At 74.2% G+C, this 17,753-nt stretch carries 16 protein-coding genes; 7 read left to right on the top strand and 9 right to left on the bottom strand.

The annotated features are described in order from the left end of the window. Nucleotides 1–314: 314 nt before the first annotated feature. Both AWW66_RS04180 and AWW66_RS04175 read left to right on the top strand, forming a co-directional pair. Nucleotides 315–872 carry a sugar O-acetyltransferase gene (locus AWW66_RS04180; protein WP_067360075.1) on the top strand — a complete coding sequence of 186 codons (558 nt, stop codon included), beginning with the start codon at nucleotides 315–317 and terminating at the stop codon, nucleotides 870–872. A 101-nt stretch (nucleotides 873–973) separates the two neighbouring features. Next, nucleotides 974–3,616, top strand: a complete 2,643-nt coding sequence (locus AWW66_RS04175; protein ID WP_067360048.1) for a hypothetical protein — start codon at nucleotides 974–976, stop codon at nucleotides 3,614–3,616. On the opposite strand, the gene AWW66_RS04170 is transcribed toward AWW66_RS04175, so the two are convergent. From AWW66_RS04170 to AWW66_RS35890, 4 genes are all read right to left on the bottom strand, one after another. Further along, complete coding sequence (locus AWW66_RS04170; RefSeq protein WP_067360046.1) at nucleotides 3,593–4,243, bottom strand: nucleoside/nucleotide kinase family protein; 651 nt, start codon at nucleotides 4,241–4,243, stop codon at nucleotides 3,593–3,595. The genes AWW66_RS04175 and AWW66_RS04170 overlap by 24 nt on opposite strands. Next, nucleotides 4,240–4,884 (bottom strand): SIMPL domain-containing protein, encoded by a 645-nt coding sequence (locus tag AWW66_RS04165; RefSeq protein ID WP_067360044.1) that lies wholly within the window; start codon nucleotides 4,882–4,884, stop codon nucleotides 4,240–4,242. Before AWW66_RS04165 ends, AWW66_RS04170 begins: the two co-directional genes overlap by 4 nt. Nucleotides 4,885–4,893: 9 nt before the next feature. Then, nucleotides 4,894–5,913, bottom strand: a complete 1,020-nt coding sequence (locus AWW66_RS04160; protein WP_067360042.1) for a prephenate dehydrogenase — start codon at nucleotides 5,911–5,913, stop codon at nucleotides 4,894–4,896. An 88-nt stretch (nucleotides 5,914–6,001) separates the two neighbouring features. Next, nucleotides 6,002–6,976: a hypothetical protein gene (locus AWW66_RS35890; RefSeq protein ID WP_083978200.1), complete on the bottom strand. Its 975-nt coding sequence runs from the start codon at nucleotides 6,974–6,976 to the stop codon at nucleotides 6,002–6,004. A gap of 126 nt (nucleotides 6,977–7,102) precedes the next feature. On the opposite strand from AWW66_RS35890, the gene AWW66_RS04150 reads away from it, so the two are divergent. Continuing rightward, entirely contained in the window at nucleotides 7,103–8,944 is a 1,842-nt protein-coding gene (locus AWW66_RS04150) for a M48 family metallopeptidase (protein ID WP_067360041.1), read from the top strand. A gap of 92 nt (nucleotides 8,945–9,036) precedes the next feature. Here the strand turns inward: AWW66_RS04150 and dapC are convergent, their stop codons facing one another. Beyond that, nucleotides 9,037–10,146, bottom strand: a complete 1,110-nt coding sequence (dapC, locus tag AWW66_RS04145) for a succinyldiaminopimelate transaminase (protein WP_396890336.1) — start codon at nucleotides 10,144–10,146, stop codon at nucleotides 9,037–9,039. Between the two features lie 2 nt (nucleotides 10,147–10,148). Next, on the bottom strand, nucleotides 10,149–10,475 hold the full coding sequence (gene fdxA / locus AWW66_RS34770; protein ID WP_007464872.1) for a ferredoxin: 327 nt from the start codon (nucleotides 10,473–10,475) through the stop codon (nucleotides 10,149–10,151). A gap of 79 nt (nucleotides 10,476–10,554) precedes the next feature. Here fdxA and AWW66_RS04135 point away from each other — a divergent pair, with 79 nt between their 5' ends. Then, on the top strand, nucleotides 10,555–11,550 hold the full coding sequence (locus tag AWW66_RS04135; RefSeq protein WP_067360040.1) for a GNAT family N-acetyltransferase: 996 nt from the start codon (nucleotides 10,555–10,557) through the stop codon (nucleotides 11,548–11,550). A gap of 160 nt (nucleotides 11,551–11,710) precedes the next feature. Here the strand turns inward: AWW66_RS04135 and AWW66_RS04130 are convergent, their stop codons facing one another. From AWW66_RS04130 to mshB, 3 genes are all read right to left on the bottom strand, one after another. Next, on the bottom strand, nucleotides 11,711–12,178 hold the full coding sequence (locus AWW66_RS04130) for a hypothetical protein (RefSeq protein WP_067360038.1): 468 nt from the start codon (nucleotides 12,176–12,178) through the stop codon (nucleotides 11,711–11,713). A gap of 144 nt (nucleotides 12,179–12,322) precedes the next feature. Next, nucleotides 12,323–12,754: a hypothetical protein gene (locus tag AWW66_RS04125; protein WP_067360069.1), complete on the bottom strand. Its 432-nt coding sequence runs from the start codon at nucleotides 12,752–12,754 to the stop codon at nucleotides 12,323–12,325. A 17-nt stretch (nucleotides 12,755–12,771) separates the two neighbouring features. Then, nucleotides 12,772–13,737, bottom strand: coding sequence for an N-acetyl-1-D-myo-inositol-2-amino-2-deoxy-alpha-D-glucopyranoside deacetylase (gene mshB, locus AWW66_RS04120; protein ID WP_211271828.1), 966 nt, complete (start codon nucleotides 13,735–13,737; stop codon nucleotides 12,772–12,774). A gap of 87 nt (nucleotides 13,738–13,824) precedes the next feature. Here mshB and AWW66_RS04115 point away from each other — a divergent pair, with 87 nt between their 5' ends. The 3 genes from AWW66_RS04115 to AWW66_RS04105 all read left to right on the top strand — a co-directional run bounded on the left by AWW66_RS04115 (nucleotide 13,825) and on the right by AWW66_RS04105 (nucleotide 17,746). After that, nucleotides 13,825–15,966 carry a prolyl oligopeptidase family serine peptidase gene (locus AWW66_RS04115; protein WP_067360034.1) on the top strand — a complete coding sequence of 714 codons (2,142 nt, stop codon included), beginning with the start codon at nucleotides 13,825–13,827 and terminating at the stop codon, nucleotides 15,964–15,966. Nucleotides 15,967–16,123: 157 nt separating this feature from the next. Beyond that, nucleotides 16,124–16,672 (top strand): Uma2 family endonuclease, encoded by a 549-nt coding sequence (locus AWW66_RS04110; RefSeq protein WP_067360064.1) that lies wholly within the window; start codon nucleotides 16,124–16,126, stop codon nucleotides 16,670–16,672. 267 nt (nucleotides 16,673–16,939) lie between these two features. Continuing rightward, nucleotides 16,940–17,746, top strand: a complete 807-nt coding sequence (locus AWW66_RS04105) for a hypothetical protein (protein WP_067360032.1) — start codon at nucleotides 16,940–16,942, stop codon at nucleotides 17,744–17,746. Nucleotides 17,747–17,753: the final 7 nt, after the last annotated feature.

Below are 17,753 nucleotides of genomic sequence, written 5' to 3'. Positions count from 1 at the left end.
GTGATCAGGGTGACCGTCGTCGGCCGGGCCGGCGGCGCGGGGGCTGCGCCGGCCGGCGGCGCGGCGCCCGACCGCCCCGGCGACGCGGCGGGCGCGGCCGAGGCCGCCGCCGGAACGCCGAGCAGCAGCCCGAGCGCGAGAGCGGCTGCGATCGATCTTCTGGTTCGGTGCAACGGATCCTCCTCGTGGAGCGTCATCACTGACAGGAGTCGCATTGACACCGGCCAGAATTGCATACCGAGTAGGCATGAAGGAAGTCAGAAAAGTGACCAAGTTCGCACAAAGTGGAGTACCGGATGGGGGATGATCGGCCGGTGACCTCCATGAAGGAACGCATGCTCGCCGGCGAGGCGTACCAGGCCGACGACCCCGAGATCGCCGCCGACCTGGACCGCGCCGCCCGACTGATGGAACGCTTCAACACCAGCCCGGCCGACGACCCGCCGGCGCGGCTCGCCGCGCTGCGCGACCTGCTCGGCTCGGTCGGCGAGGACTGCTGGGTCCGCCCGCCCCTCTACTGCGACTACGGCTACCGGATCCACCTCGGCCCGCGCTCCTTCGTCAACTTCAACGCGGTCCTGCTCGACGTCGCCCCGATCACCATCGGCGCGGACGTCCAGATCGGACCGAACGTCCAACTGCTCACCCCCACCCACCCGGTGGAGCCCGAGCCGCGCCGCGCCAAGTGGGAGGGTTCGGCACCGATCACCATCGGGGACAACGTCTGGCTCGGCGGCGGGGCGATCGTGCTCGCCGGGGTGACCATCGGCGAGAACACCGTCGTCGGCGCCGGGGCGGTGGTGACCCGGGACCTCCCGCCGAACGTGGTCGCCGTCGGTAACCCCGCCCGGGTGGTACGCACCCTCGACTGACCGATCAAGCCCCTGACCTGCGACAACCACCCGATCGGGGGTGTCCGGCCGCACCAAATGAGAGCACTGTTGGTAATGACGCCGTCACCGGGAGGGCAGTCATGGCCGGGCGGGTGCTCGAACTGCGCGTACACGGGGTGTCCAACACGCCCCCGGACCAGATCCTCGGCCTGCGGTCGGAGCCCGGCGGCGACGGGCCCCGACCGTGGCTGGTCGCTGGCGACGAGGTGACCGGCTTCTACCGGTCCAGCACCGCCCGCTCCGGCGAACCGCTCGCCGTGGAGGCCTACAGCTGGGGGCAGCTCACCTCCGGCGCGCGCACCGCGCACGACGTCTACCGGGCCCTGTGGACGCTGCTGCTCCCCTTCGCCCTGGCCAACGTCGCGCTGCACGCCCGGCCGGGCATCCCACCGGATCCGGACCAGGAACGATGGAGCAGCCGCTCCGGCATCACCGCCTGGCTGATCCGGCTGTTCTGCCTGAGCCTGACCGGCACGCTGGCGCTCACCGCCACCGGCGTCGGCGTCGACCTGATCGGCTGGCAGTGCGTCGACCAGAGCTGCCTGAGCCGGATACCCGGCCCGTGGGAGTTCCTCGGCCAGGGCTGGTGGAGCCGGGACACCCGCTCCCTCGCCGTCGGCCTGCTGGTGCCGCTGGGCCTGCTGGCCGTCCTCGGCCTGCTCGGCTGGCGCACCTACCAGTACGAGGCGCAGATGCCCGCCCGGCCGGCCGGCCCGCGCACCGGGGAACCGACCGGAGACCCCACCCCCGCCGCCACCCCGGACACCGCCGGCCCGACCGACGCCGGCCCGGCTCCCGACGCCGACCCGGCCGCCCCGCGCCGCCCCCCGCTGGAGAACCCGTTGCAGGACCCCACCTTCTGGGGCGGCGAGGGCCAGTTGCGCCGCTCCGCCGTCCTGCACCTCTGCGTCGGTACGGTGATCGCCGCGGCGGTACCGCTCGGCTCGGTGATCGTGCTGGACCCGCCCCGGGGGGCGAAGGCCGCCGTGGTCTGGCCCACCGTGGCCCTCTTCGTCGCCGTCCTGGTCATCGCCGTGGTGGCGCTGGGCCGGCCGTGGCTGAGCCGCCGCGCCGGCGCCACCCCGCTCGGCCGCTGGAGCATGGCGGTCATCGTGCTCACCTGCACCGGCCTGGCCGGTACCTTCGTCGTCCTGCTGCTGCCCGACGGGCCCGCCGGCACCCCGCTGGCCGCGTTGCGCCCGCCCGCCGGCTGCGCCGACAACCCCGACCTGCCGGGCTGCGACGCGGACTGCTCGCTGGCCGGGTACGACTGGTACATCGGCTGGTTCAGTACCGGCCAGTTGCTGCTGTTGATCGCGATCGGGGCGGTGGCCCGTTCCGGCCGGCGTGCCCTGGCCCTGCCGGTGGTGGCGGGGCTGCTGCTCGCCACCGGGGCCGCCTGGCTCTCCGGCTGGCTGCCCGACGCCCTGCCCGCCCCACCGGACCTGGACATCTGGCTGCTCGCCGTCCCGACGTGTGCCCTGGCCATGCTCGGCCTGCTGCTGCCCCGGACCCGGCCGGCCGCCTCGGCGGCACCCCGGGTACCGCACACCGACGTGGCCTGGGGCGGCCGGGCGCCGGCGGTCATCGCCGGGTTCGGCTGGCTGCTCACCGTCGCCTACTGCGCCGGGGCCCTCTACTGGGCGACCGACCGGCTCAACAACGGCGCCACCCCGAGCGGGCGGTCCGCGGTGATCCCGCCGATCCCGGTGCTGTGGGCCGGGTTGGTCTTCATCGGGGCGCTGCTGGCGCTGCTGGCCGTCACCGGGCACGCCGTCGTGATCTTCACCCGGCTCCGCCGTCGGGAGTACGCCAAACTGGTCCCGGCGGGCAACACCCTCTCCGCCCACGAGATCCGACGCAGCCGGGACGTCAGCAGGTACCGGGCGCTGCACCGGCTCGTCGGCGAGCACGCCATCAACCTCGTCGGCCGGTATTCCGTCTTCGGTGCCGCGCTCGCCGTGGTCGGCTGCGCCGCCGCCCTGTCGCACACCCGCCCCCACCCCATCACGGTGAGCGGCTGGCACGTCGCGGTCAAAACCGTCGCCGACATCGGCGACTCCCTGCTCGGCTGGCTGCCGGTGGCCGCCGCCGCCCTCGGCCTGCTGGTCTACCGCAACGAGACGGCCCGCCGGTCCGTCGGGGTGATCTGGGACATCGCCACCTTCTGGCCCCGGGCCGCGCACCCGCTCGCCCCGCCCTGCTACGCCGAACGCGCGGTACCGGAACTCCAGACCCGGGCGGCGGGACTGCTGGCGCTCGACGACCACGACCCGCGCCGGGTGGACGGCATCATCCTGTCCGGGCACAGCCAGGGCACCGTCATCTGCGCGGCGGTCCTGCTCCAGCTCCCGCTGCGCTGGCGACGGCGGATCTGGTTTTTCTCCTACGGCTGCCAGTTCACCCAGTTGTACGGGCGGGTCTTCCCTGCGTACTTCGGGCCGGACCGGTTACCGGTGCTGACCGGGCGGCGCACCGCACCGGCCGGCTGGACCAACTTCTGGCGGGCTACCGACCCGCTGGGCTGGCCCGTCGACGCGGGCGAACGGGACGTGCCGGTCCGTGATCCGGAGGCGCTGCACCCCAGCGACGGGGAGGTCTGCGACCCGCCGATCCGCAACCACAGCGGGTACCCGGAGTCGCCGGAGTTCGGCCGGGAACGGGCCCGGGTGGCCCGGCTGCTGCGCCGGGCGGTCCCGTCACAGCGGCAGGGCGTCGGTTAGCCGGACCACCAGGTCGGCGCGGTCCGCGGTGCCGACGACGCGACGCGCGTTCGCCTCGTCGCTGCCCCGTGCCCAGGCCCGCGCCTGCTCCGGCGACCGCCCGTACGCCTCGTGCCGGGCGGTGAGCCGGCGCAGCCGCAGCTCCGCGTCCAGGTCCAGGAACCACGCCTCGTGCAGCAGGGACCGGACCTCGTCCCAGGGCGGGTCGGTCAGCAGCAGGTAGTTCCCCTCGGTCACCACCAGCCGGACCGAGGGCGGCACCCCGATCGCCCCGGCGACCGGCTCCTCCAGCTCGCGGCGGAACTCCGGCGCGTACACCGTCGTCGGCTCCAGCCGGCGCAACCGGCGCAGCAGGGAGACGTACCCGTTGGCGTCGAAGGTGTCCACCGCGCCCTTGCGGTCGGCCCGGCCGAGCCGGACCAGCTCGGACTGGGCCAGGTGGAACCCGTCCATCGGCACCAGCCGGGCCGTCGGCCCGACCCCGGCCACGATCCGCTCCGCCAGGGTGGACTTGCCCGCGCCGGGGGCACCGGCGACGCCGAGCAGTTGGCGCGGCCCGGCCCCGGCGAGCGTCCGGGCGCGGGCCACCAGCTCGTCGAGGGTGCACGGCTGCGCGGGCGGGGTCACTCCAGGACCGGCTCGCTGATCGTGAACCGCGCCTCCACGCTGGCCTGCACGGCCTGCGGCTGCGGATCGAGGTCCAGCTCTCGGGTGCCGCCCTCGTCCATCGCCACCCCGGCGAACGCCATCCTCGTCAACGGCTGCGCGCCCAGGCCGTTGTCGGCCAGCTCGATCAGGGCGGTCACCCGGGCGCCGAGCGCCTCCGCGTACTCCCGGGCCCGCACCAGCGCGTCGGCGATGGCGGCCTGCCGCGCCTGGCGGTGCGCGGGGCTGTCCGGCCGCAGCGACCACCACGGACCGGAGACCTCCACCTGGTCCTGGTCGGCCAGGCGCAGCATCAGCTCGCCGAGGGCGGTGAAATCGGTGACCGTCACCGTCGTGGTCACGCTGCCGTGGTACGCCACCACCCGCTCGCCGGAGCGCTTCAGCTCCGGACGGACCTGCAACTCGCCGGTCTCCCGGCGCTCCACCACCGGCCCGTACGAGTCGAGCAGCACCCGGACGGCGGCGGCCCGCTCGGCGAGCCGGGTCAGGGTGGCCTCCCGCTCCCGGTCGCGGGCCAGCGCGGTCACCCGGAACCGGGCGACCTCGGGAGCGACTTCGCGGTACGCCTCGCCACGTACCGCCACCACCGGTCCATCCACCATGTCCTCAGGTTAGAGGACGGCGGTCGGAAGGTGGGCGGTGTAGGTGACCCGCCCGTCCGCCACCCGGCAGCCGCTCAGGTGGCCGCCGTCGGCCCCGAGCGCCAGCAGGTACGCCAGCTCCGCGTCGCCGGTGTCCCGCAGCGGGAAGTCGCGCGCGGCGGCCCGCAGCGTCCGGCCGTCCAGGCCGGTACGAGCCGTCGCGGCCCCCCGGTACAGCCCGACCAGCCCGGCCGGGTCGTCGGCGCGGAGCGCCCCGGCCAGCTCGTCCAGGTACGCCCGCACCCCGTCGAGCTGCCGGAGCACCTGCTCCCGGTTGCCCAGCAGCATGTTCGCCGTCCGCTGCGGCGGGCTGCCGGCGACCCGGGTACCGTCGCGGAAGCTGCCGGCGGCCAGCGCGAGCACCGCGTCGCCCAGCTCGGCGCGGTGCACCGCCCCGGCGAGCGCCCCGGCCAGCAGGTGCGGCACGTGCGAGGAGAGCGCGACCACCGCGTCGTGCCCGCTCGCGCTCATCGGCACCACCCGGGACCGGAACGCCGCCAGCAGCAGCCCGGCGAGCCAGCGGAACGCCGGCAGCCCCGGCCCGGTCGGGCAGAGCACCCAGGCGGCGGTCTCGAAGAGCCCCGGTACGGCCGCGGTCAGCCCGGCCCGGTCGGTGCCGGCCATCGGGTGCCCGGGGACGAACCGGTGGGCCAGCCCGTGCCCGTCGGCGAACCCGGCCAGCTCCGCCTTGGTGCTGCCCACGTCGGTGAGCACGCAACCGTCCCCGGTCAGGGCGGCGACCCGCAGCAGGGTCTCCGGCAGGGTGGGCAGCGGCCCGCAGAGGAAGACCACGTCCCGGTCGGCGACCGCGTCGTCGAGCCGGTCCGGGCTGGTCGCGCCCTGTTCCCGGGCCTGCGCCCGGGTCGTCGGGTCCGGATCCCAGCCGGCCACGTCGAGGCCGGCGGCGCGCAGCCCGAGCAGGAGGGACCCACCGATCAGGCCGGTACCGACCACCGCGGCCCGGGTCCGCCCGACGGACCTGTCCACCATCACGCGTACCTCGGTGTTCCGCTCGGCGTGGGGCGCTGGCCCCGCTCGTCCTGCGGCAGAGGATATCGCCCCCGGCCCGGCCCGCCGCTCAGTCGCCCTCGCCGAGGGCCCGGGCCCGCTGGTCGAGGAAGGCGCCGACCGGATCGTCAGAGAGGTACGCCCACGGCCAGTCGGTGACCTGGTCCCCGATCACCTCGAACTGCTGCTCGGCCGAGGAGAGGTCACCGGACAGGGAGAACGCCAACGCCACCACGTTGTGCGCGGGAGCCCATCCCGGCCGCCGCCGGTAGTCGGGGTGGCGTACCGAGTGGTCCGCGGCGGCGTTGATCTCCGCCACCACCTCCGGGGCGCCGATGTGCTCGGCGTCCTCCCCGGGCGGCAGGTCGAGCCACATCTCGACGTGCGCGACCGCGACCAGGTGCCCCAGCAGGGATCCCCCGGGAGCCTTGACCATCGCGGCCCGGGCGAAGTCGAACATCTCCTCGTGGCTGCCGCACCACTTGCGGCACAGGTACTGGAGCATCTGCTCGTGGGCGACCCGGTGCTCCGGGTACCGCTCGACCACCGCGTCGAAGCGTCGCTGCGCCTCCGCCCGGTCGACCTCCCGGCCCCGGGCCGAGGTGACCAGGAAGGCACGGGCGGTGGTGTTCTCCGGATCGCGCTCGACCACCTCGTCGAGGCAGTTCTCGGCGAACCGCAGCCGCTTCCAGAACTCCCGGAACTGGTCCTGGCCGGTCCGCTCCGCGCGAGCCCCGCCCCGGGCCTCCCACGCCCAGTACACCGCGTGGGCACCACGCACCAGCAGGGGCAGGGTCGACCGGGGTTCCGCGTCGATCCACTCCCCGATCCACTCCTGCACCCCGGGTACGTTCGCGGCCATGCTCACGTAGTGGGCGTGGTCGTCGGGGTGGTCGACCGGGGTGAGCAGGTCACGGGCGGTACGCCAGTCCCGCTGTTCCAACGCGGTCCGCAGGGCGCGGGTGGTCGGGTCGCCCTGGGTCGGGTCGATGGCGATGGTGATCGGCTCCGGCTGCTGCCGGGCCCGACGCCGAAACGGCCACACGGCCCATCCTCCCCACTCGCCGACCCACGATCTCCGGGCACCTGAACGGAGGGTTGCCGGCGGAAGATCCACATCGTACGGTCCCTGCGCCGCCTGCGAACACGCGGGCAACGGGGAGGAAGATCAATGGCTGCGACGTATCGTGCGCTCGCCTCCGTACTGATGCTGGCCGGCTTCTACGTCGTCGCGTTGCTGCAGCTAGCAGTCGTGGCGGCCGGCTTCGTGTGGTTGACCCGGGAGCGGTCCGGGCTCTTCGCCACCAACGTGATGTGGCCCCTGATCGTCGCGTTGGGCGCGGTGGTGGTGGGGCTGTGGCGGTCCCTGCGGACCAAGGCCGAGCCGCCGCCCGGACTGGTCCTGACCGACCGGGAGGCTCCCGCGCTGTGGGCCACGGTCCGGGAACTCTCCGCCGCCGTCGCCACCCGCGCCCCGGACGAGATCCGACTGGTGCCCGACGTGAACGCGGCCGTCACCGAGCAGACCCGGTTGCTGGGCCTGCTCGGCGGCCGGCGGACCCTGCTGGTGGGGCTGCCCCTGCTGCACGCGATGCGGGTCGACCAACTCCGGTCGGTGCTGGCACACGAACTGGGCCACTTCTCCGGCCGGCACACCCGGCTGGGCGGCGTGGCCTACCGGGGCCGGCTGGCGATCGGTACCACCATCGGGCGGATCGGCAGGTGGAACCCGATCGGCATGGTCTTCCGCGGATACGCCCGGCTCTACCTGCTCGTGGACAACGCCGCCTCGCGTCGCCAGGAACTGGAGGCCGACCGCGCCTCGGTGTTTCTCGCCGGCCCGGAGGCGGCGACCTCCGCGCTGCGCGGCATCCCGGCCGTCGGAGCAGCCTGGTCGTTCTACGAGGCCCGGTACGTCGAGTCGGGGTGGGCCGCCGGGCTCGCCCCGGACGACCTCTTCGGCGGGTTCGGAGAGCTGGTCGCCGCCCGGCGGGCGGAGATCATCCGGCTTCAGGAGGCCGCCCCCGAGGAGACCGGGTCGCGGTGGGACACCCACCCGCCGATCGGGGTCCGGATCGCCGCCATGCGAAGCGCCCCGGCGGGCACCGGCGTCACCGACGACCGTCCGGCCACCGTCCTGCTCGCCGACGTCGGGCAGGCCGGCCGGGCGCTCCAGGCCACGGTCGTGGACCACGGGGACCGTACCGTCCTGCCCTGGCCGGAGTTCATCGCCGCGGCGCTGGCCGCCTCCACGCAGGAACGGGCGGACCGGTTCTACCGGGCCGCCGGCCGGTTCACCGGTGACCCGGAGCCCGGCCTGGGCACGGTGCTGGACCTCGTCCGGCACAACCGGCTCGGGGAGTTCGCCGAGCAGTTCTTCGCCCAGGCCACCCGTCGGGAGGCGGCCCAGCACTTCGCGGACCCCATGGAGCTGCTGCTGGTCAACGCGGCGGTCCGCAGCAGCCGGGCGCACTGGCAGCTCTCCTGGAGCAGCCCCGCCCGGCTGGTCGGCCCGGCCGGCGAGCCCGTGGACCTGGCCGACATCGCCAAGCTCGCGGTCTCCCCGCAGACCCTGGACGACGCGCTGGCCCGCCTCGCCGAACTCGGTGTCGACCCCGGCGCGGCGACGGTGGTGCAGCAGCGGGCCACCGGCCGCAACGCGGGGCTGCTCGGCGGCATGGCCAACGTGAAGGTCGACGGGCAGAAGCGGGACCTGCTAGTCCTCGACCGGGGGCTGGTGCTGATCGCCGACCCGGGGCCGGTGGGCGAGGGCGAGGAGCGGCTGCGCACGCTGGTCGGCTCGACCTCGCTGGAGGACCTGGCCGCGAGGCACACCTTCGTACCGTTCGAGGAGGTCGTCTCGGTCGAGGTGGGTCGGGAGGTGCCCCTGAAGGCGACGCTGACCCTGCACGGCGGCCGGACCCTGGTGCTGCACGAGTCCTTCACCGGGGACCTGCTGGAGGCGCAGAGCCGGGACACCCTGCTGGAGGTCTTCGCCTCGATCAACGGCTGATCGTCAGCCCCGACACGTCGCCCGGTCGTCACCACGACGACCGGGCGACGTCACGACGGGCAACCGTCGCGCCGCTCGGCGCGCGGCGGCGGTCAGCGCTCGGCGAGCCGGTCGGCGACCTGCGCGACGCGCTCGTCGGACTCGGTCAGCGCCACCCGGACGTGCTGGCTGCCGGCCGGGCCGTAGAACACCCCGGCGGCGGCCAGGATGCCCCGGCGGGCCAGCCAGTCGATCGTCTGCCAGCAGTCCTCGCCCCGGGTCAGCCAGAGGTAGAGCCCGGCCTCGGAGTGCTCGATGGTGAACCCGGCGTCGGTGAACGCGGCGGCGAGGACCTTCCGGCGGGCCCGGTACCGCTCCCGCTGCTCGTCGGCGTGCGCCTGGTCACCGAGGGCGGCGACCATCGCGGCCTGCACCGGGGCGGGCACGATCATGCCCGCGTGCTTGCGGACCCTGAGCAGCTCGCCGACCAGCGTCGGGTCACCCGCCACCAGGCCGGCACGGTACCCGGCCAGGTTGGAGCGCTTGGAGAGCGAGTGCACCGCGAGGACGCCGTCGTACGAGCCGCCGCAGACCTCCGGGGAGAGCACCGAGACCGGGTCCGCCCCGGGGGTCCAGCCCAGCGGCAGGTAACACTCGTCGCTGGCGACCACGGCACCGCGCTCCCGGGCCCAGTCGACCACCTTGCGCAGGTGGGCCGCCGGAAGCACCCGGCCGGTCGGGTTGCCGGGCGAGTTCAGCCAGACCAGGCGTACCCGCGACGTGGGGCCGACCGCGGTCAGCGAGTCGGCGCGTACCGTCGTGGCCCCGGCCAGCCGGACCCCGTCGTCGTACGTCGGGTAGCAGATCGACGGAATCACCACGACGTCACCGGGGCCGATCCCGAGCAGGGTCGGCAGCCAGGCCACCAGTTCCTTCGAGCCGATGGTGGGCAGCACGGCGAGCCCGTCCACCCCCGCGCCGCAGGCCCGGGAGACCCAGGCCAGCATGGCCCGCCGCAGCTCGACCGTACCGGCGGTCAGCGGGTAACCGGGGGCGTCGGAGGCGTCCGCCAGCGCCTGCCTGATCACCGGGGGCACCGGGTCGACCGGCGTACCCATGGAAAGGTTGATCAGACCACCCGGATGTGCCGCGGCCAGGGTGGCCGCGGCGTCCAGGCTGTCCCAGGTGAAGTCCGGCAGCCGCGAGGACAGCGGCGCGGACACGCTCAGTGGCCCTCTCCGCGCGGCGGCTGGGCGGCGACGAAGGTCGCGTCCTTCTCCACCTTGCCGATCTTCGAGGCGCCCCCGGGCGAGCCCAGGTCCTCGAAGAACTCGTAGTTCGCCCCGGTGTAGTCCTTCCACTGCTCCGGGACGTCGTCCTCGTAGAAGATCGCCTCGACCGGGCAGACCGGCTCACAGGCACCGCAGTCGACGCACTCGTCAGGGTGGATGTAGAGCATCCGATTTCCCTCGTAGATGCAGTCGACCGGGCACTCCTCGATGCATGCCTTGTCGAGCACATCCACGCAGGGCTCGGCGATGATGTAGGTCACCGGTCTTCTCCTCCGCAAGACACGCCGCGATCACCCGCGACGGTAAGAGCCTAGTATCTCGCCGGGGAGGGGGTCGATCGTGCTCCGACAGCAGGATGTGGGACACCGGATCGTGGTCCGCCGGATTGTGGGGATTCGCGAGGGCCGGCCCCTGTTCTCCGATGCTCTCGGCGAACTGGTCGAGCTGAGCGAGACTCATCTCACGCTGGCCACCGCGCAGGGGCGGATGCGGGTCCCGCGCGACGAGGTGCACCGGGCCAAACGGGTACCCCCGGCCCGCCGCCCCACCGCCGCCGCCGTGGTCGACCTGGAGTTGGCCGCCGACGAGTCCTGGCCGGCGCCGGTCCGCGACCGGCTCGGCGACTGGCTGCTGCGCAGCGCCGAGGGCTGGACCGGGCGGGCCAACTCCGCGCTGCCGGTCGGCGACCCGGACCGCCCGCTGCCGGCCGCCGTGGACGCGGTCGAGCGCTGGTACGCCGACCGGGGCCGCCCCGCGCTGGTCAACACCCCGCTCCCCCTCGCCGCGCCGGTCGGCGCCGAGTTGGACGCCCGTGGCTGGAGCGCCGGCCCCCTGGTCCTGGTGCAGACGGTGGACCTGGCCGCGCTGTCGGCGCCGACGGGGACGGCGCCCGGGCCACCAGTCGACCTGGTCGAGGCACGGGTCGACCTGGTCGAGGCACCGTCCGACGACTGGCTGGCGATCGCCACCGCGCGCAAGGGCGGCGGCCTGCCCGACTCCGCCCACCACATCCTCACCGCCGTGGACCAGGTCCGCTTCGCCCAGGTGTACGTCGGCGGCACCCTCGCCGCGATCGCCCGGGGCACCGTCACCGGCGGCGGACGCTGGCTCGGGCTCGGCCTGATCGAGGTGGTCCCGGCGGCCCGCCGGCAGGGACTCGCCGGCCAACTGGTCCGCGGCCTCGCCGACTGGGCCCGCAGCGGGGGCGCCACGCACGCCTTCCTCCAGGTGGAGCAGCGGAACGTGGCCGCCGTCGCCCTGTACCGGAAGCTGGGCTTCACCACCCACCACACCTACCTGACCCGGACGGCCCCACCCCCTGGCCCCACCGCCTGACCGCCGGGTGGTGCCTCGCCTCGGGCTGCCCGGTGTCGTGCCCGGCCTCCTTTGGAACTGCCCGCGCAGACGGGGCAGTGCTCGGTACGCCGGTGAGAGCGGAGACCGTGCGACGGTCGGCGGGCGCGAGGCGGACCGGGCGCGCTGGTGGTGGCCGGGCTCAGCGGCCGACGACGCGGCGGGGGCGGGCGGTGCGCTCCTCGGCGTACCGGGCGAGTTGCCGCGAGCGGTAGTCGCGGCCGAGGGCGGTGACCACCAGGTAGCCGACGAGCACCCCGGCTCCGGCGGCGGCCAGGTAGAGCCAGATCTGGGCGAAGAAGGTGCCGGCGCCACCGGCGAAGGGGCTGTTGCCGACCAGCAGCGGCCCGACGAAGATGGTCAGCAGCAGGGCCACCAGCACCGCCGCGCCGATGTCCGCGGTCCACCGGCCCGCCGGCCGGTCGCTCCCCCAGCGGAAGGCGAGGGTGGCGAGGATCGCGCCGATCACCACGAACATGCCGAGTGACGCCCGGTCCGCGGCGGTGCTGTCGTCACCGTCGAAGCCGAACTCGATCACCAGTCGGGCGACCACGTTGACCGCGAACAGGGCTCCCGCGAGCACACCGACAGCGCGCCACCGCTCGTTCATTGCACGTCTCCCGCCGTACCGCCTGCCCCGGCGGCAGGCTCCTGGCAGGAATGTCTACCAAATCCGCCTGGGAGAAGTCAGCATCTCGACGGACCGAAGACCGGAACTTTGGTCGATTTTCCGGCCGCCGGCCCGGCCGGCGCCTCAGCGCGGGGGCGCCGGTGGGGCGAGGATCTGCCGGAAGCCCATCACCGCGAACGTCATCGCGCCCGTCACGATCATCGCGAGGCCGACCCAGTTGTCCCCGGCGAGCAGCAGGTCGCCCTCGTCGGTCCGGACGGCCGCCACCGACATGATCGCGAACCAGGGCAGCGCGGGCAGCACCACCGCCCAGCGGGTGCCGACCGTCTCGTGGGCGAACCAGCTCAGCGCGATGTTCGCGCCGATCGCGATCAGCGCCGACACCCCGATCAGGTACCCGCCCACCCGGACCGCCGAGAGCAGCAGTTCCAGGACGACGGTCAGCACCGCGGCGACGACCACCACCACGCCGCCGGCCACCCGCAGCGCGAGGTCGGCGACGCGCGCCGCCCGGCCGGGCGGCGGCGGAACGGGTTCCTCGTCGACGATCGGCATCGGCGCGGCGGGCAGGGTCACCGCGGGCCGGCCGCCGCGACCGGGGCCCGGTCGGGGCCGTCCGGGGCCGGACCCGGGTCGGCCGACTCCCCGGCCGGGGCGCCCACCGGCAGCCCGGCGAAGAGGTCGCTCTCCCAGCCGTACGGGCCGCTGCCGGGGCCCTTCGCCCCGACCGCCAGGGTGAAGTACTCCACGCCCATGAACTCGGCGCCGAAGTTCCCGGCGATCGAGTAGAGCCAGGAGGTGGCCGGGATCTGGGTGGCGTGGGCACGCATCGCCGTCTCCTTCGCGACGTGCTGCTCGGTGGCGTCGAGGCAGGCCGCGATCTCCGGGTCCGGGGTGCCGAAGGGCAGCTCGGAGAGGTCGGTGATGCCGGCGAAGGGGTTGTCCGACGACTCTGCGAAGTGGTTCAGCCCGGCCTCCAGCACGCTGAGCGGCATCGCCGTCCAGTAGACCTTCGCCGGGGCGATCCCCTCGGCGGCGGCCAGCTCGTGGGCCCGCATGGCGACCCGGTGCGCCTGGATGTGGTCCGGGTGCCCGTAGAAGCCGTTCTCGTCGTACGTGATCATGACCTGCGGGCGTACCTCCCGGATGACCTCCACCAGGTGCCCGGCGGCCTCGTCGAGGTCGGCCTGCCAGAACGCGCGGGGGTGCTGGTTGGTCGGCAGCCCCATCATCCCGGAGTCGCGGTACCGGCCGGCGCCGCCGAGGAACCGGTGGTCGGTGACGCCGAGCGCCGCGCACGCCGCCTCCAGCTCGGCGATCCGGTACCCGCCGAGCTGGTCGGCCTGGTCGGCGGCGAGCTGCGCCAGGGCCGGCACGTGGATCTCCCCCTCCTCACCGAGGGTGCAGGTCACGAGGGTGACGTGGGCGCCGGTCGCGGCGTAGTGGGCCATCGTCGAGCCGGTGCCGATGGACTCGTCGTCGGGGTGCGCGTGGACCAGCAGGAGCCGGCGGTCGGGCAGCGTCGTCACGACGGTCACTCTAACCGGCGGTTGGTCCGCCCCGGGCGGGACGCGTCTGGTCCAGGTCCGCCACATCGGCCCCGGCACCGCTCTACGATCTGCCGTGTGGACTATCCCGAGCTGGCCGCCCGCACCCGCAGGTTCAGCCACGGGGCGCCGCGAGCCGTCACCGTGGCCGGCGACGGCTCCCGGGTGGTCTTCCTGCGCTCGGCCGGGCCGGAGGACGCCGCCGACGCCCTCTGGCTGCTCGACGTCGTCTCCGGCGAGGAACGCCTGGTCGCCGAGCCGGCGGCGCTGCTCGGCGACGACGCCGACCCGGCCGCGCTGTCGCCCGGCGAGCGGGCGCTGCGGGAACGGCTGCGGCTCAGCGCCGCCGGGATCGGCTCGTACGCGCTGGACGCCGCCGGCCGGGTCGCCGCCTTCGCGCTCGCCGGCCGGCTCTTCCGGGCCGACCTGGTGCACGGGGACGTGGTCGAGGTGGCCGTCGCCGGCCCGGTGCTCGACCCCCGGCCCGACCCGACCGGGCAGCGGCTGGCGTACGTCACCGACGCCGCCGACGGGGTGCGCCGGGGCGAGCTGCGGGTGGTCGACAGCGACGGCACCGACACCATGCTGGCCGGCGAGGACGCCGGGGTGACCTGGGGGCTGGCCGAGCACATCGCCGCCGAGGAGTTCGGCCGGTACCGGGGCTACTGGTGGGCGCCCGACGGTCGGTCCGTGCTCGCCGCCCGGGTGGACGACTCCCGGCTGCCCCGGTGGCACCTGCACGACCCGACCGACCCGGCCACCCCGCCGACCACCGTCGCGTACCCGGTGTCGGGTGGGCCGAACGCCGAGGTGAGCCTGCACCTGCTCGACCTCGACGGGGGCTGGGTGGACGTGCACTGGGACCGCGAGACGTACCCGTACCTGGCCTCGGTGAACTGGGCCGACGGCGGCCCGCTGATCACCGTGCTGCGCCGGGCCCAGCAGCACGGCCTGGTCCTCGCCGTGGACCCGCGCACCGGGGAGACCCAGGTGCACGCGGAGCTGGCCGACCCGCGCTGGGTCGAGCCGATCGCCGGCACCCCGGCGCACCTGCCCGACGGGCGGGTGCTGGTCGGCGGCGAACTGGCCCACGACGGGTACGACGCCCGCTGCCTCTTCGCCGACGGCACCCTGCTCACCCCGCCCTCGCTGTACGTGCGCCGGGTGGTCGGGCGGCTGCCCGGCGACGACGGCCCGGTCGACCTGCTGGTCGAGGCGAGCGACGGGGAGCCGAGCCAGCGGCACCTGTTCCGGGTCCGCACCGTGATCGGCGGCGGGGTGGACGCCCGCCGGATCACCACCGACCCGGGCTGGCACACCGCCGCCGTGGGCGGGACCGTGCTGGCCGTCGGCACCGCCTCGCTGGACCAGCCGGGCACCCGGTGGACGGTCCGGCAGGGCGACCGGGAGGTGGCGGTGCTCCGGTCGCTGGCCGCCACCCCGCCGTACGCCCCGCGCCCGGTGCTGGAGCGGGTCACCGACCGGCGGCTGCCCACGGCGGTGCTCTACCCGGGCTCCCACGTGGCCGGTCGGCGGCTGCCGGTGCTGCTCGACGTGTACGGCGGCCCGGGGCACCAGGAGGTGGTGGCCGCGCGGGCGGCCTGGCTGGAGCGGCAGTGGTGGGCCGACGCCGGCTTCGCGGTGGTCACCATCGACAACCGGGGCACCCCCGGGGTGGCCCCGTCGTTCGAGAAGGCGGTCCACCGGCGGGTCGCCGACGTGGTCCTCGCCGACCAGGTCGACGCGCTGGGCGCGCTCGCCGAGAAGCACCCCGACCTGGACCTCGACCGGGTGGCGGTCCGTGGCTGGTCGTTCGGCGGCTGGCTGGCCGGGCTGGCGGTGCTGCGCCACCCCGAGCTGTTCCGGTGCGGCGTGGTCGGCGCCCCGGTCACCGACTGGGCGCTGTACGACACCGCGTACACCGAGCGGTACCTGGGCCTGCCGGACGACGGCCCGGACGTCTACGCCCACCACTCGCTGGTGGAGTTGGCCGCCGAGCCGGTCGCGGCCCGGAGCCAGGCCCGGCCGCTGCTGCTGGTGCACGGGCTGGCCGACGACAACGTGGTGGCCGCGCACACCCTGCGGCTCTCCGCGGCGCTGCTGGCCACCGGCCGCCCGCACGCGGTGCTGCCGTTGACCGGCGCCACCCACCTGGCCGCCGGCGGGATCGCCGAGCACCTGCTCACCCAGGAGCTCGCCTTCGTCCGCGCCTGGGTGTAAGGAAGGGCCCCCTCTTAACGCATACGGTAGAGAAGGGTCCCCTTCTTACCAGAGGGCCGGGGGCGGCAACCCGGAGCAGGGGCGGGTCGCACGTGGGGTGCGACCATGGCGGCGGCGGGCGGTGCAGGATCACGCGGGAGCCGAGGTGGAGGTGACCATGACCGTGGCGGTGTTCGAGCACGACGGGCCATGGACCGACGAGGAGTACCTCGCCCTCGGCGAGACGTCGCAACGCGTCGAACTCTTCGACGGGAGCCTCCACGTGACCCCCGCCCCGACCCCGCGCCACCAGCGAATCTCCCGGAGACTCGGGAACCTGCTGGAAGCCGCAGCCGAGTCTGTCGGCCTGGAGTTGCTGGAAGCGGTGAACGTCCGGCTCAGACCCGGCCGGGTCGTCGTCCCCGACCTGGTGGTCGCCGAGATCGTCGACTTCGACGCGCTGTACGTCGAGGCGACCGACGTACGGCTGGTCTGCGAGATCGTCTCGCCGAGCAACGCGACCACCGACCGGGTGCTCAAGATGCACTACTACGCCGCCGCCGGCATCGACTGGTACCTGCTGGTCGACCAGGCGACCGGGGTGCTGCGGCTGTACCGGCGGCAGGGCGCGCACTTCGGGGAGCACGCGACGGCGAAACCTGGTGAGCCCCTGGCCCTCGACGGGCCGGTCACCGTCACCGTCGACCCGGCCGACCTGCTCCCCTAGCCGGTCCGCACCCGGCCGGCGAGAACCGCCGCATCGACCGGGCTAGTTGATCTCTCCTGGTCGGACGGACGATCTCGACGCCGCGTCTGCACGTGCGAGCGGCACTGATCGGCGTAACGTAGGTCACTACTTGGCGGCGCCGGTGCACGCCCCGGCGCGGTCGTGGTGTGCGCAGGTAAGCGACAGCGGGCGCGGATCCCCGGGCCCGCCTGTCCGGCAGGAGTTCCGTCCGCCGCCCGCGAGGGCCCCGTCAGGGAGACAACTGCAATGACTTCAACGGCAACGAGACCGCGCGGAGCGCGATCACGCGCCGCTATCGCGGCGAAGACGTTGCGTACCGACCGCTGGTGGATCCCCCCACTGGTCACGGTGGTCGGGCTCAGCGCCTGGTTGGCGTACGCGACGGTCCGGGTCTTCATGCACGACTGGTACTGGGTGGCGGACTACCACTACCTGACCCCGTTCTACTCCCCCTGCATCACCGAGCGGTGCCTTCCGGAGGCGTCGCACTTCGGCCGGTTCCTGCCTGGCTGGTGGATCATCCCCGAGGCCGCGCTGACCCTGCCGCTGCTGCTGTTGTTCCGGTTGACCTGCTACTACTACCGCAAGGCGTACTACCGGTCGTTCTGGCTCTCCCCGCCGGCCTGCGCGGTGCCGGACCGGCACCAGGCGTACTCCGGGGAGACCCGGTTCCCGCTGCTCGGGCAGAACTCGCACCGGTACTTCTTCTACGTCGCGGTGGTCATCTCGCTGATCAACAGTTGGGACGCGATCCTGGCCTTCCGCTCCCCCGACGGCTTCGGGTTCGGGCTGGGCAACCTGATCCTGGTCGGCAACGTGACCATGCTCTGGGCGTACACGATCTCCTGCCACTCCTGCCGGCACATCGTCGGCGGCCGGTTGAAGCACTTCTCGAAACACCCGGTCCGGTACCGGGCGTGGACCTGGGTGTCCTGGCTCAACGTCCGGCACATGCAGCTCGCCTGGATCACGCTCGGCACGCTGGCGCTGACCGACTTCTACATCATGGCGCTGGCCGCCGACTGGTTCCCCGACCTGCGGTTCATCAACTAGAGGGCGA

Origin of the sequence: Micromonospora rosaria, assembly GCF_001567585.1 — a bacterium.
Classification (GTDB): domain Bacteria; phylum Actinomycetota; class Actinomycetes; order Mycobacteriales; family Micromonosporaceae; genus Micromonospora; species Micromonospora rosaria.
This window is presented reverse-complemented; position numbering and strand designations above follow the sequence as displayed.